The 13,959-nt window shown below is 65.8% G+C and carries 14 protein-coding genes; 8 read left to right on the top strand and 6 right to left on the bottom strand.

Going from position 1 to position 13,959, the window contains the following annotated elements; translation table 11 throughout:
- Window positions 1-334 (top strand): LysR substrate-binding domain-containing protein (locus EN742_RS08460; RefSeq protein ID WP_245492273.1); only part of this gene is annotated, 334 nt, incomplete at its 5' end.
- Between the two features lie 24 nt (window positions 335-358).
- Here the strand turns inward: EN742_RS08460 and EN742_RS08455 are convergent.
- The gene (locus tag EN742_RS08455) at window positions 359-778 is read right to left on the bottom strand and encodes a VOC family protein (RefSeq protein WP_189347410.1); all 420 of its coding nucleotides are present in this window, start codon (window positions 776-778) and stop codon (window positions 359-361) included.
- A 293-nt stretch (window positions 779-1,071) separates the two neighbouring features.
- Here EN742_RS08455 and EN742_RS08450 point away from each other — a divergent pair, with 293 nt between their 5' ends.
- Window positions 1,072-2,280, top strand: coding sequence for an MFS transporter (locus EN742_RS08450; RefSeq protein WP_127405738.1), 1,209 nt, complete (start codon window positions 1,072-1,074; stop codon window positions 2,278-2,280).
- 155 nt (window positions 2,281-2,435) lie between these two features.
- Window positions 2,436-3,071 (top strand): ankyrin repeat domain-containing protein, encoded by a 636-nt coding sequence (locus EN742_RS08445; RefSeq protein ID WP_126055295.1) that lies wholly within the window; start codon window positions 2,436-2,438, stop codon window positions 3,069-3,071.
- 80 nt (window positions 3,072-3,151) lie between these two features.
- Here EN742_RS08445 and EN742_RS08440 read toward each other — a convergent pair whose 3' ends face one another.
- The 4 genes from EN742_RS08440 to EN742_RS08425 form a co-directional block, all read right to left on the bottom strand.
- A complete protein-coding gene (locus EN742_RS08440) occupies window positions 3,152-3,448 on the bottom strand; it encodes a DUF1330 domain-containing protein (RefSeq protein WP_126055296.1) in 297 nt (98 codons plus the stop codon).
- A gap of 15 nt (window positions 3,449-3,463) precedes the next feature.
- A complete protein-coding gene (locus tag EN742_RS08435; RefSeq protein ID WP_126055297.1) occupies window positions 3,464-4,000 on the bottom strand; it encodes a GNAT family N-acetyltransferase in 537 nt (178 codons plus the stop codon).
- A gap of 95 nt (window positions 4,001-4,095) precedes the next feature.
- Window positions 4,096-4,659 (bottom strand): GNAT family N-acetyltransferase, encoded by a 564-nt coding sequence (locus tag EN742_RS08430; RefSeq protein WP_126055299.1) that lies wholly within the window; start codon window positions 4,657-4,659, stop codon window positions 4,096-4,098.
- Between the two features lie 147 nt (window positions 4,660-4,806).
- A complete protein-coding gene (locus EN742_RS08425; protein ID WP_245492272.1) occupies window positions 4,807-7,104 on the bottom strand; it encodes a cation:proton antiporter in 2,298 nt (765 codons plus the stop codon).
- A 286-nt stretch (window positions 7,105-7,390) separates the two neighbouring features.
- Here EN742_RS08425 and EN742_RS08420 point away from each other — a divergent pair, with 286 nt between their 5' ends.
- Window positions 7,391-7,579 carry a hypothetical protein gene (locus tag EN742_RS08420; RefSeq protein ID WP_126055300.1) on the top strand — a complete coding sequence of 63 codons (189 nt, stop codon included), beginning with the start codon at window positions 7,391-7,393 and terminating at the stop codon, window positions 7,577-7,579.
- A 29-nt stretch (window positions 7,580-7,608) separates the two neighbouring features.
- Here EN742_RS08420 and EN742_RS08415 read toward each other — a convergent pair whose 3' ends face one another.
- The gene (locus tag EN742_RS08415) at window positions 7,609-8,505 is read right to left on the bottom strand and encodes a LysR substrate-binding domain-containing protein (protein WP_189375240.1); all 897 of its coding nucleotides are present in this window, start codon (window positions 8,503-8,505) and stop codon (window positions 7,609-7,611) included.
- Window positions 8,506-8,614: 109 nt separating this feature from the next.
- Between EN742_RS08415 and EN742_RS08410 the strand changes: the two genes are divergently transcribed.
- The 4 genes from EN742_RS08410 to EN742_RS08395 all read left to right on the top strand — a co-directional run.
- Window positions 8,615-10,138 (top strand): sulfatase-like hydrolase/transferase, encoded by a 1,524-nt coding sequence (locus EN742_RS08410; RefSeq protein WP_189347403.1) that lies wholly within the window; start codon window positions 8,615-8,617, stop codon window positions 10,136-10,138.
- Between the two features lie 20 nt (window positions 10,139-10,158).
- On the top strand, window positions 10,159-11,724 hold the full coding sequence (locus tag EN742_RS08405) for an ABC transporter substrate-binding protein (protein WP_128332663.1): 1,566 nt from the start codon (window positions 10,159-10,161) through the stop codon (window positions 11,722-11,724).
- 112 nt (window positions 11,725-11,836) lie between these two features.
- Window positions 11,837-12,568 (top strand): DUF2270 domain-containing protein, encoded by a 732-nt coding sequence (locus tag EN742_RS08400; protein ID WP_126055304.1) that lies wholly within the window; start codon window positions 11,837-11,839, stop codon window positions 12,566-12,568.
- A 187-nt stretch (window positions 12,569-12,755) separates the two neighbouring features.
- The coding region (locus EN742_RS08395) for a PAS domain-containing protein (RefSeq protein ID WP_128332662.1) at window positions 12,756-13,959 on the top strand (1,204 nt) is incomplete at its 3' end.

The following is a 13,959-nucleotide window of genomic DNA, read 5'->3' as shown; positions in this document are numbered from 1 at the left end:
CATCCAGCATCATATGCTGCTGCACGATGCCCACAATCTGTGGCCGGAGTTCATGGAAAAGGTGCTCGGCCTGAAGATGGCGACGGAGGCCAAGCGCATGCGCTTCAACCAGACGGCCCTGGCGATCGACGCCGCCATCGCCGGCCAGGGCATCGCGCTTGCCAGCCGCTTCCTCGTCGCCGCCGACCTTGCCGCCGGACGGCTGGTGCAGCCAGTCCAGGGAGACATGCGCGGCACCCAGGATTTCCATGTCGTCATGCCGCGCAAGCAGCGGCATCCAGAACCAACGCAAGCCGTCCGGCAATGGCTGCTGGATGCGAGCGATGCGGGCTGAAACTTCAAGGCCTGGGTGACAGACCTAGAAACTGATCTCCACCGCGGCAGCACTCCGCTTCGCCTCGCCATGGAACACCGCCTCGATGTTGTTGCCGTCAGGGTCGAGCAGGAAGGCGGCGTAGTAGCCGGGGTGGTAAGGGCGCTCGCCAGGCGCGCCGTTGTCCTTGCCGCCGGCCGCAAACCCCGCCTTGTACCAGGCGTCGACCATGGCGCGGTCCTTGGCCTGGAAGGCAAGATGATGGCGGCCGGTAAGCACGCCCTGGGCGGCGCGGCTGTCGACGCTGGAGACGAAGAGTTCATCGGCCCAGAAATAATCCTCGGCCTCGCCGCCGACCGGAATGCCCAGCACCTCGAGCACCGCGCCGTAGAAACGCCGGCTCGCCTTCAGGTCGCGCACCACCAGCTGGATGTGGTCGATGAGCCGGCCGCGATAGAGTTCCATGGTGTCCTCCTGGTTTGACTGGTCAATCATCTAGAAGGGACCAACCTCCGGTCAATGTCGGGTATTGCATGCTACTGACACTAGAGAAGACGGTGGGGCACAGGAGCTGTGAAGCAACGCAACTTTTCAGGCGGCAGCAAAAATCACCCGTGCCAAAAATCTGATTAAAAAATGCAACCGGATTGTCGGATCGGCCCTGGCACCAACGTCCTTGGGTCGCAAACGGCGTGACGAAGCTCGAAAAACGGTTGCGCTGTGTCGACAAACTCTAGCTTCCGGCATGGGAGAAGAACATGAAGCTTTCCTATCGTTGGGTCATCGTCGCGGCTGGCGCGCTGATGACTTGCGTCGCCATCGGCGCGATGTTTTCGCTGGCGATCTTTCTCGAGCCGATGTCGCTCGACACCGGCTGGTCGCGCGCCGGCATATCGAGCGCGATGACGCTGAATTTTCTGGTGATGGGTCTCGGCGGCTTCGCCTGGGGCACCATCTACGATCGCGTCGGCGCCCGCCCCGTCGTCTTCGCCGGCGCGCTGCTGCTGGGGCTGGCGCTGGTGCTGGCCAGCCGCACCGGCTCGCTCATCGTCTTCCAGCTCACCTATGGCGTCCTGGTCGGGCTTGCGGCCAGTGCCTTCTTCGCGCCGATGATCGCGCTCACCACCGCCTGGTTCGACACCAACCGCAGCCTCGCCGTGTCGCTGGTATCGGCCGGCATGGGCGTGGCGCCGATGACCATCTCGCCCTTCGCGCGCTGGCTGATCACCGCCTATGACTGGCGCACCGCCATGTTTGACATCGGCGTCATGGCCTGGGTGCTGCTTCTGCCTGTGGCCTTCCTGGTGCGCCAGCCGCCGGCCGCCGCCGCAGCAGCCGATGGTACGCCGGCGGCCGTCACGGATGATCCCGGCCTGAGCGTCGGCCAGGCGCTGCGCTCGCCGCAATTCCTCGTGCTGGGCATGACCTTCTTCGCCTGCTGCGCGGCGCATTCGGGACCGATCTTCCACATGGTGAGCTATGCCATGGCCTGCGGCGTGGCACCGATGGCCGCCGTCTCGATTTACAGCGTCGAGGGGCTCGCCGGGCTCGGCGGCCGACTGCTCTACGGCGTGCTCGGCGACCGTCTCGGCGTCAAGCCGGTGCTGATCACCGGGCTCGTCATCCAGGCCGCGGTGATCGCCGCCTATCTCACGGTCGGCAGGCTCGAACAGTTCTATGTGCTGGCCGTCATCTTCGGCGCCACCTATGGCGGCGTCATGCCACTCTACGCGGTGCTGGCGCGCGAATATTTCGGACCGCGCATCATCGGCACCGTATTCGGCGCCGCCACCATGCTGTCCAGCCTCGGCATGGCGTTCGGGCCGCTGGCCGGCGGCATGATCTATGACGCCTATGCCAGCTATTCCTGGCTGTTCATCGGCTCGGCGCTGGTCGGGCTGGGGGCCGCCGGCATCGCGATTGCCTTCCCGCCGCAGCCGAGCCAGCAGCGGCTGCAGATGGCGTAGTCCTCAAAGGCGCCCGGCGGTCCCGATCATCGGGATCGCCGGTCCGTTGGCGTGAAATCCAATTGCCGGACGCCGGCGAGTATGAAAGACTCCGCCAAGGGCCGATGCATGCCGGCGCGGGTCGGCGTGATCCCATGATTCCGGGGGACATTGCAGTGACCGCAGGCTTGGAAGCCGAAGACGCCAGGGGTTGGTCCGATCTGCTGGCCGCAGCCGAAAGAGGCGACGCCGAGGCCGTGCGCACGGAGCTGGCGGCCGGGGCGGACATCAACCAGACCGATGAAGGCGGCTGGTCGGCGCTGCACCTTGCCGCCCACAATGCCCGCATGGCGGCTCTCGAAGCCCTGATCGCGTATCCGGCGATCGACGTCAATTCCCGGAATAAATGGAAGAGCACGCCGCTCAGCCTGGCCGCCGCCAAGGGTCACCTCGAATGCATCCAGGCGCTGGTGAAACATCCGCAGATCGATATCAACGCGCGCGCCGACTATTACGGCAGGACGGCGCTGATCGAAGCGGCGAGGAACGGCCATCTCGACGTCGTCAGGCTGCTGGTCGAGCATGGCGCCGACGTCAATCTGGCCGACAAGACCGGACGGAACAGCGCGCTCATCGAGGCCATCAAGGGACGGCACTACGAGGTCGCGGAGTATCTGCTGGCGACCAGGCAGGTGAACTTCCTCAACAAGGAGATGCGGCTCAATGCGCTGATCTGGGCCGGCAGCACCCGCAACGCCCTGTTCATCGAGACATTGGACGCGGCGATCCACAGCTTCTTCGAAGGCAAGTGAGCGCAGGACCGACCGCGATCCACATATCCTGACGCAGGCCGGCGCCGACGAACCCGCCGCGCACTGTTCGGTGGCAGGCGTCAGGCCGGCGGCACGCCCTCGGTCGCGATGATGCGCGTGTTGGCGCAGCGGAAGCGGATCTGCTTCAGCCGCTCGTACTCAGGCGAGTCGTACCAGGCGGTCAGCGCTGCCATGTCGGGGAATTCGATGATGACCAGACGGTGCGGCTCCCAGTCGCCCTCCAGCACCCGGGTCACGCCGCCGCGCGCCAGGTACCGCCCGCCATGACGCGCTTCCGTCGCCGGAACCTCGCGCCGGTATTCATCAAACATGGCGGCGTCGGTGACGTCGACATCGGCAATGAGATAGGCAGCCATTCCAGTCCCTCCTTCTCAAATCGTCTTCCACATCATCAGGATCGGCACCGGCGCGCCGCCGCGATCGTCAAGGATCCTCTCGCCCGGCTGGTAGCCGCAGGCCCGGTAGAGCGGCTCTCCAGCCATTGTCGCGCCGAGCTCGACACGGCGAAAGCCCTCTGCCCTCGCCGCATTTTCGCAGAGCGAAAGGATGAGGCGGCCGACGCCGCGCCGCACGAAATCGGGATGCGTGTACATCGCCCTGACGCGCGCCGCGTCGGTGGCGGGATCGAGCAATGCCGCGCTGCGCCCCGGCGTCCTGTCGCCGCCATAAAGGGTGGCGCGCCGGCTCCAGCCGCCGCAGCCCGCCAGCGCTCCTCCGCAGGTGACGACAAAATAGGTTCCGTCGTCGATAAGCTGCGTGTCCAGGCCCATGATGGCGCGGCTGGATTCGATCTGGGCATCATTCAGGAAGGGTTTTTGCAGCTCGCCGATCGCCAGCGCCATCAGCGCCGAAATCGCCGTGATGTCGTCGCGCGTCGCAGTCCGGTACTGCAGCTCCTGGTCAGCCATCTGCCGAATGCCACGTGCCGTTCGGGGGCGTTATTTTATATTAGAAGACACTCATGTTAAAATGGATTCAGCGGGTTGTTTCGGAAGCCAAGCCTTCAAGCGCCCGACGCCACCATCCTTTCAACTACCCAGCGGTGCTTGCCGATCCGGCGGGCGCGCTGAAAGCCCTGCTTTTCGAACATCGCGAGCGTGCCATTGTGCAGGAAGGCGCCGGCGACCTTCCGGCCTTGCGCGTCCTCGGGATAGCTTTCCACCGTGCCGCCGCCCAGGCGGGCGATTTCGCCGAGCGCACCTGCCAGCGCGGCGGCGGCCACGCCTTCGCCACGACGCGCCTTGTCAATGAAGAAGCAGGTGATGCGCCAGTCCGGAAGGTTTGTCAGCCCTTCTTCATAGGCGCGCCGGTGCTTGATGCGCGGCAGTTCACCGGTCGGCCCGAATTGGCACCAGCCAACGCAGGCCGCGCCGTCGAAGACAAGCGCGGCATGCGTGCTGCCGTTCCGGACCCTTGCCTGCTTGGCGGCGCGGTTGCCGCCGGCGCCGTTGCCCTTGGCATGGAAGGCCATGCACCAGCAGCCGCCCCAAACGCCATTGTGGCGCTCGACCAGCGCAGCGAAATCCGCCCAGCTTGTTTCGTCGAGGGGTTTTACGCTGAAGCTCATCGTAGTTCCTCAAAGCCAGCGATAGCCGTTTTGAAGGTTCGCGCCTCAGTTCCGGAACAGGCGGCAAATCCCGACATCATCAGCGTCGTCCCTTCGATCGGGTAAAGCGAATGAAGGCGTCGACAATCGGGACGCGGGCTGGGCCTGTCAACCGCTGATGGAGCGCCCCGCCTCCCGGTCCTCGTCGTCGCGGGGCTGCCGCGAATCGGAGATCAGCAACACCGGGCACGGACAGTGCTGCAGCACACCGCTCGTCGTCTCGCCGAAGATGAGCTCGTCGCCCGGCCGCCGCGCCACGCCCATGACAATCAATGCCACGCTCCTGCCAGCCTGGCGGGCGATGGCATCGGCGGCGGCGGCCCTGCTGCGGATGGCAGTCTCGATCTCGACGCCATAGCGGTCGGCAAGCGCGACGATATCCTTCAGCACAGCCTCCCTGCGGCGATGCGAGACGGTGTCGCGCGGTTCGTCGCGGCCGACCCGCGCAACATAGAGCATCTTGACCGGCGCGCCGGTGACAGTGGCAATGGCAAGTGCCAGTTCGGCGCCACGGCGGGCGACCGACGTACCGTTGACCGGCACCAGGATCCGGCCTGACTGGGGGCCTAGCCTCGGCATATGCCGCCCGGCGCCCGTCGGCTTCAGCACCAGGCAGAGCGAGCCGTTGAAGGCGCCGGCAACCTCGTTCAGCCGGCGCGAGAATCCGCCTTTCGCAGTCACCCCGCGGCCGAGGCCGATGAGGAGCATGCCGTAGCCCTTGCGCGCCTCCTTGGCGACCGCCTCGGCGGAGAGCTGGACCTCGTGCCGGCGGCGGGTCAGCGGCGCCACGCGCACCGGCTCCTCGTCGGCTTCCTTCGCCGCCTCGCGGCCCTCCTCGGCGCCCCGCTCGATCTCGTCCAGATGCGCCGCCTCGTCGGGCTCGGCTTCGCTTTCGCCGCTGGCATGCAGCACCGTCATCGGCTTGCCGGCTCCGATCACGCCGGCAAGGTAGGCGGCGAAGCGGCCGACCACGCCCTCGTCGACGACCACAAGCAGCCGCTCCAGATTGGCGATGAAGCCGCGCTGGTCGACCTCCTCGCGCTCCAGCCGCTTCTTCTCCGACTCGCCGATCGACAGGCGCCCCAGCGCCCAGCGTAGCGTCGGCGGCATGGCCAAAGTGGTGATGACGGCCATGGTCACGATCATGGTGAAGAGGTTGTGCGAGAGCACGCCTATCGACAGGCCGATCGAGGCGACGATGACTTCGGTCGAGCCGCGCGCGTTCATGCCGCAACCGACGGCAATGCCCTCGGCACGGCTCATGCCGGCGACTTCCGCGCCGATGAAGGCGCCGCCGAACTTGCCGATGCTGGCGATCGCCACCAGCGCCACCGTGAGCAGCGCGAGCTGAGGGTCGACGAGCACGGTGAGGTCGGCCGAGAGGCCAGCGACGCCGAAGAACACCGGCATGAACAGCGCGGTGATGACGCCACGCAACTGCCCCTCGATGTGGCGCGACAGGATCGGCGACTCGCCGACCAGTATGCCGGCGACAAAGGCGCCGAGCACGGTGTGGACGCCGATCAGGTCGGTGATCAGCGCCATGGCGCCCATGATGGCGAGGATGATGGTGACGACGGCATATTCGCTGTGGAAGGTGTCGTTGGTCCAGCGGATGGCGTCGAAGACGATGCGGCGGCCGAGCGTGAATGAAAAGGCCATGAAGGCGGCGACGCCTAGTATCGTGAAGGCAAGGCTGCTCACCTCGACGCGGCCATGCGTAGCGATGCCGATGGTAATCGCGATGATCACCCAACCGATCGTGTCCTCGATGATTGCCGACGAGACGATGACCTGGCCGAGGTCGCGGCGCATGAAGTTCATCTCGCGCACCACCATTGCGACGATCTTGACCGAGGAGATCGACAGCGCCGTGCCGAGGAACAGGCCAGCGACGAGGCGCTCGCCGCCGCTGGCGAGCAGCGATTCCGGCATGAACTGCGCCGCCACGAAGCCGAGCATGAAAGGCACCGCAACGCCGGCGGCGGAGATGGAAAAGCAGGCGCGGCCGACCCGGCGCACCAGCCTGAGATCGGTCTCCATGCCGGTGAGAAGCAGAAGCATCAGCACGCCGAGCTGGGCGATGGCATTGATCATCGATTTCTGCGCGGCGTCCCCGGTAAAGACCAGCCGCTCCGCCGCCGGCCATAGCCAGCCGAGCAAGGAAGGACCAAGCAGGATGCCGCCGATGAGCTGCCCCATCACCGCCGGCTGACCGATGCGCTCCAGCAATTCGCCGATGCCGCGGCCGACAAGCAGCAGCAGGATCACTTCCAGGACGAAGATGCCTTCGCTGGACATGCCGCTTTTTTCGGCGGCGAAGGCGACTGCCGTCATTGGAAGGAACGCCGCCGCCGCAAGCGCGATCGTCCAGCGCCGGCTGAGTATGAAGGACAATTTCTGCACCCCTCAATTATGCCTGGCGATAACGGTTTGGCGAGAGCTTCGGTTGCACGCAAGACATCCTTCCCCGCCCGACGGCAGTGTGGGAGAGGCGGACCGGCGAAGTCGAGACAGAGAGGGGCAGCGCCCCGCGAAGCCCCCTCTCCGTCCGCTTTGCGGACACCTTCCCTCGCTTTGCGGGGGCGAACAAAGGCTCCTACAATTCGATTCAAATGCGGCTGTGGATGTTTGCATTCGGGTAAAGCGACTCGAGCATCTTCGCGACACGGCGGGCAATAAGGAGAAGCTAATGAAAAGCGACTTTGCCGCCGCTCGTCTGCACCTCGAGCGGGCCGGCCACTATCTGCGCGGCGATGACGAGACCAGCCACACGACGCTTGCGGCGCTCGATCTCTTGGTGGAGGCGATCACGGTGGCCCAGTATGCGCGGCCCGTGGCCGAAATCGTGCCGTTTCCGAAGGCCGCCGGGCAGAGATAGGCAGCAGGCCGAGCGGCGGCCAGTCATGTTCAGCCGGGGCCGATCAAGTCCGTCATTGCCTCGATGACTTTGCCCGCCGCCGCTCCGGTCGCTGACCGGTCATTGACCAGGATCGAAGTGCGAAACGGTATGTCGAGATCGATCTCTTTCAGCACCAGCCCGAACTCGGAATAGAAGCCCGCTGTGAACGGATCGACGACCGCGAGCGAAGGACTGCCCCTGACTAGCGCGCAGGCCAGGAAAGACTGGAAGATGTCGGCGACCGTATTGGCGGCGGTCGCTTCCAGCAGCTTGGCGCCGTCGCGGTTGCGCCGGAAATAGAGCTCGCCGAGCGAGACGAAGGGATAGAGCTTGAAATCCTCGAGCCGGATCCGCTCGCGACCGGCAAGCGGATGGGTTTCATCCATCACGCACACACTGTTGCGCTCGAAGGTGGCCACGCATCTGGTGTCCAGGAAGGAAACGCCGGCGTCCACCACCCCGACGTCGGTCAGGCGTGAGGCGACGGAGGCGACGATCTCCGTCGAGCTGCGCACCGCGATCGTGGTTCTCGCTTCCGGAAAACGGGTTCTCAACTGCCGGATTGCTTCCGGCACGATGTGGAAGGACAACGCCGCCAGGGTGCCGATGCGAACGACGCCGCGCTTCAGCTCGCGGATCTCCTGCGCGGCCATGATCAGGTTGCGCGCGCCGTGGAAGGTCTTGCCGACCTCGCCATAGAACAGCAGGCCCTGCTCTGTCGGCACCAGCCGGCCGTGCGAGCGGTCGAACAGGCTCAGCCCGGTATCGATCTCCAGTTCCTGCAGCAGGCGGCTGACGCTCGGCTGCGATATGTTGAGCGCCGCCGCTGCGCCCGACACCGAGCCGGCCACCATCGTTGCCTCGAAGGCCTCGAGCTGGCGAACGCTAAGTCCGGAAAAGCGCATCTCTTTCTCCCGGTATAGGTTTAGCACATACCGGACGAAAATCTTGATCTTTGATTCCGCTCGGTTTCCGGCCCTAGCTATGCGCCAGGCAGAAACGGACGGAGCCGTCGTGAAGCGAGCCAACCTCATCTTCATCTGCGCCGATCAGATGCGCTACGACGCGCTCTCGGTCACTGGCAATCGCGTTGCCCACACGATCAACATCGACCACATAGCGGCGCGCGGCGCGACCTTCCACCGCCACTTCACCCCCAACCAGATCTGTTCGCCGAGCCGCGCGACAATGGCGACCGGGCTCTATCCGCGCCACCACGGCCTGTGGCGCAACGGCGTGGCGCTCGACGAGCGGCTGCCCAATCTGTGGCAGGCGCTGGCGCGTGCGGGATACGCGACCAGGGGCGTCGGCAAGCTCCACTTCCAGCCGCTGCTTGCGCCCGCCGAACGCGACATGCCGGAATCGCTCGCCTATTGGGAAAGGCCCGGCAGCGAGGACTGGAACGGCCCCTATTTCGGCTTCGACGGCGTCGACCTCGTCATGGGCGAGGCCAATGAATCCACCCGCGCCGGTCACTACGCGGCCTGGCTCAGGCGGAACCATCCCGAGGTGGTGGACCTCTACGAGCCGGAAGCGGACGGAGAGAGCCGGGCCGACGACCTGAAGGAAGTGTGGAAAAGTGCGGTGCCGCCGGAACTGCACTACACCAGCTGGATCGCTGACCGGGCCATTGACTTCATCGAACGCCAGGGCAGACGGTCGGAGCCGTTCGGCCTGTTCGTCTCGTTTCCGGACCCGCATCACCCGTTTTCTCCTCCCCGGCCCTATTGCGACCTGTTCCGGCCGGAGCGGATGCCGAGGCCGGCCATCCGAGCGGGCGAGTTGGAGCGCATGCCGGCCTATCTCGGCGAAGGCGACGATCCACGTAAGGAGCCTTACATCGCCAGCGGCGAGCCGCCGCGCGAACAGGGTTTCCTGGTGCGCACCGACGCTATTTCCGGCGCGACGCTGGCCACCGCGATCGCCCACACACATGGCATGATCCAGATGATCGACGATGCCGTCGGGCGGCTGCTGGAGGCGCTGGCCGACGCCGGCGTGCTGGAGAACACCTATGTCCTGTTTACTGCCGATCACGGCGAACTGTTGGGTGACCACGGACTGTTGCGCAAGGGGCCGCCACCCTATCGCCAGTTGCTGCAGGTGCCGCTCGTGCTGTGCGGCCCGGGAATTCCCGCCGGCACCAGCCTCGATGCACTCACCAGCCATCTCGACCTGTTCCCGACGGTCGCGTCGCTGCTCGGCCTGCCGGCGCCTACCTCCGACGGCGTCGACCTCACGCCGCTAATCGACGGGCGGGCGAGTGACGTGCGTGATTTCCTGTTCGCCGAATACCATCCCCGCCGGGATCAATGCCTCTACAACCAGTCGATCATTTCCAGGGAGTGGCGGTTCACCCGCTACCCCAACCAGCCGGCATGGGGCGAGCTTTTCGATCTTCGTGAAGATCCCTGGGAGCATTGGAATCTGTTCGCAGAGAAAGGCTTCAGCGACCGGGCGCACACGCTGAATGCGGTTCTCGATCAAAGGCTGCCGCCGCGGCCGCTGATACCGAATGAAGTTCTCGGCGCCTACTGAACCAGCAAAGGGGGAATGACATGCACGATCAGATCACGTCCTTGATCCAGGGCGGCATGGACCGCCGCCGCTTCCTGCAGACCGCGGCCGTCACGGCGCTCGCCACGGCGGCGTTCCCACGTGCTGGCCTTGCCGAGGCGCCGCGCAAGGGCGGCGTGCTGCGCCTGGGCCTCAACGGCGGCAGCTCCGCCGACACGTTCGATCCGACGCAGCTGATCGGCACCTTCTCCATCAATGTCTCGCGCCAGGTCTACAACACGCTGGTCGAGATCGGCGACGACGGCAAGCCGGCGCCGGAACTGGCCGCAAGCTGGGAAACCAGCGACGGCAACAAGCGCTGGATCCTCAACCTGAGGCCCGGCGTGCAGTTCCACAACGGCAAGGCCTTCGACGCCGAGGACGTCAAATATTCGCTCGGGCTGCATCTCGGCGAGAAGACCAAGTCGAAGGCGAAGGGCCTGGTCGCCGACATTGCCGATGTGCGGGCGGCCTCGCCGAGGCAGGTCGAGATTCTGCTCAAGTCGCCCAATCCCGACATGGACTATGTGCTGTCGGACCTGCATTTCGCCATGGTCCCGGCGGGCTTCGCGGACTGGGCGAAGCCGGTCGGCACCGGGCCGTTCAAGCTCACCGCCTTCCAGCCGGGCGTGCGGGCGACGGCCAGCCGCAACGAAGCCTACTGGAGAAGCGACCGCGGCCATGTCGACACGGTCGAGTCCGTGGTGATCAACGACATGACGGCCCGCGTCTCGGCGCTGCAGGGCGGCTCGGTCCACATCATCAACGGCGTCGACTACAAGATCGCGCCGCTGCTCAAGAAGGATCCCCGCGCCTATCTGGTGGTCACCGAAGGCAAGCAGCATTTCTCGCTGCCGATGGACGCGACCAAGGAGCCGTTCAACAACCCCGACATCGTGCTGGCGCTGAAGCACGCGCTCGACCGCAAGCAGATGGTCGATCTTTTGATGGCCGGCTATGGCCGCGTCGGCAACGACCATCCGATCGCCGCCAGCGATCCGAATTTCAACCCGAACATCGAACAGCGCGCCTACGATCCGGACAAGGCTCGCTTCCACCTCAAGAAGGCCGGCAAGAGCGAGCTGACGCTCGAACTGCACGCCGCCCCGGTGGCGTTCGAGCAGGCGGTCAGCACGGCCGAGCTCTTCGCCCAGTCGGCCAAGCCCGCCGGCATCACCGTCGGCGTCAAGCGCGAGCCCGACGACGGCTATTGGGCGGAGGTGTGGATGAAGAAGCCCTGGGTCGCGTCCTTCTGGGCCGGACGGCCGTCGGCCAGCATGATGTTCTCCTCGGTCTATGCGTCAGGCGCGCCGTGGAACGAGACCCACTGGAAGAACGAGGATTTCGACCGCAAGCTCGCCGAGTCGCGCTCGTTCGCCGATCCGGCCAAGCGCCGCGAGGTCTATTTCGAGCTGCAGCAGACGATCCATGATACCTGCCCCACTATCATCCCTGCCTTCGCCAGCTGGGTCGACGCGGCGCGCGCGGAGGTCAAGGGCTTCACCCCAAATCCCAACTTCCTGCTCAGCGACCATCGCGTGGCAGAGCGCGTCTGGCTGGAGGCGTGAACGCGCCAGGCCAGGGGCAGGCCGGAGGGAACGTTTCGGCCCGCCGCGCGTTGATGCCATCGGGGTGATGGCCGGCCATTTCCGCCGGCCATTGCATTTGGATGGCAAGGGGATGTCCAAGGTCGAGACCATCAAGCCCGTCGAGGCGGCGGCAGCGCCGCGGGCCTCGGATGCGTTCGCGCTGAAGCTCACCTCCTCCGAACTGGCGACGACCATGTCGCATTTCCACCGCGCCGAGATCGCCCGCATGGCCGGCTGGCGCGACCGGCTCGACCGGACGAGCAACTGGGCGATCACCGTCGCCGCCGCCATGCTTTCGGTCTCGCTGTCGACGCCGAGCTCGCATCACGGCGTGCTGCTGTTCGCCATGCTGCTGATCACGCTGCTCTTGTGGATCGAAGCGCGGCGCTACCGCTTCTTCGACGTCTACCGCGCGCGGGTGCGCCAGTTCGAGCGCTATTATTTCGCGCAGATCTTCTCGCCGCAGCCCGACTTCGCCTCCAACTGGCTGGCGATCGTCGGCGAAGGCCTGCGCTCGCCGCGCTTCCTGATCTCGCAGCGCGCGGCGCTGGTCCGCCGGCTGCGCCGCAACTACATCTTCATGTACACGATCCTGATGCTGGCCTGGGTTCTGAAGATCACGACGCCCAGCCTGCAGCGCGAAGGCTCGCCGATCGGCTTCGGCGCCTCGTTCCTCGACGCGATGCGGGTGGCCGCGCTCGGCCCGGTGCCCGGCATCGTTGTCGCGTCCATTGTGGCGCTGTTCTATGTCGGCCTGCTCGCCGCCGCCTTCCTGGTCAACAGCGAGGAAGGCGAGCTTTCGCATGGCACCGTGCATGTCTGAACCGCAATCTGAGGCAATCCAGCCGCTGCTTTCGAAGAAAGCAGGCGCCCGCCCAATGCCTTGGCGGGACAACCTCCGAGCGGGCCACCGTTAGCACGTTGATAAGCAATTGGTAATAAAAGGTCATGGATGAGAGATCGACCTCAATCCGCGAACAAAAAAGCGCCGTCACCGGCAGGGCCTTGCCGTGCGCATTAGGAGCCAGATCATCCTGAGCATGGTCGGCGCCGCGGCGCTGATCGGATTGGTCGGCGGCGTCGCGGTCTTCACGCAGATGGCGGCGACCAAATATCTCGGGCTGACCGAGGCGACCAATGTCGCGCGCGAGCTGGCCGACACCATAGTCTTCGAACCGTCCGCGGGGACGCCTTCGCTGCTCGAGCAGCCCGAGGTGCTCAAGCAGTTCCTGGAGCAGCAGCACCGGCGCTCGCAGCGGGATTTCATCGTCGTCGACCGCAACAAGGTAATCGTCGCCCATGCCGCCGACGAGGAGCACAAGGCCGGCGAAAAATTCGACCACGACCCCGGCAACGAGGTCGGCCGGACGCTGCAGGACGGCGTCCCGCGCAAGTTCATCGACCCGGAGGAAGTGAACGCCATCCTGGCCGTTCCGATAGAACAGGGCGAGGACACGATCGTCGGCGCCGTGCTGCTGGAATATGATGCGGTGCTGCATGCCGCCGAGCAGCGCACCAACAGCCTGCTGTGGATGGTCGGCCTCAGCACCGCCGCCGCCATGCTGGTCGCGGCTGGCTTCGCCTGGGTGCTGCTCCGCCGTTTCGGCGCCGGCCTCTCGGACATGATGAACGGCATGCAGGCGCTGGCGCAGGGCGACGTCTTGACGCGCATCCGCCACGACCGCAAGGACGAATTCGGACAACTGGCCGACGGCTTCAACACGATGGCCGACCAGCTCGCGTCGGCGCGGGCGCATATCGAGGACATCGTCGAGACGGCGGCCGAGGGCATCGCGGTGCTCGACGGCGACGGCCGCATCGCCAGCGTCAATCCCGCGGCCACGACGATGATCGGCCGGCGCGCCGACAAGATCGTCGGCCTGCAATGGGACGCGGCGCTGAAGCTGCAAGACCCGAGAGGCGGCGACTTCGCCAGCGGAACGTCGCCCGTCGAGATGGCTTTGGCCACCGGACGCCAGCACCAGGGCGAAGTCCGGCTGACCATGTCGGACGGCTCGCAATTGCCTGTCATCGCCAGTTGCAGCCCGCTGAGCCGGTCGGAGGGCGGCCTGGTGCTGACGCTGAACGACATCAGCGAGCTGCGCCGCGCCGAAGGGGTCGTCAACGAGCGCGCCGACCAGCTGGCGGTCCTCAATCGCGAGCTGCACGAGAAATCGGAGACCACGACGCGGCTGGTCAAGCTCGGCGAATTGC

The organism is Mesorhizobium sp. M4A.F.Ca.ET.020.02.1.1, assembly GCF_004022645.1.
Lineage (GTDB): Bacteria > Pseudomonadota > Alphaproteobacteria > Rhizobiales > Rhizobiaceae > Mesorhizobium.
This window is presented reverse-complemented; position numbering and strand designations above follow the sequence as displayed.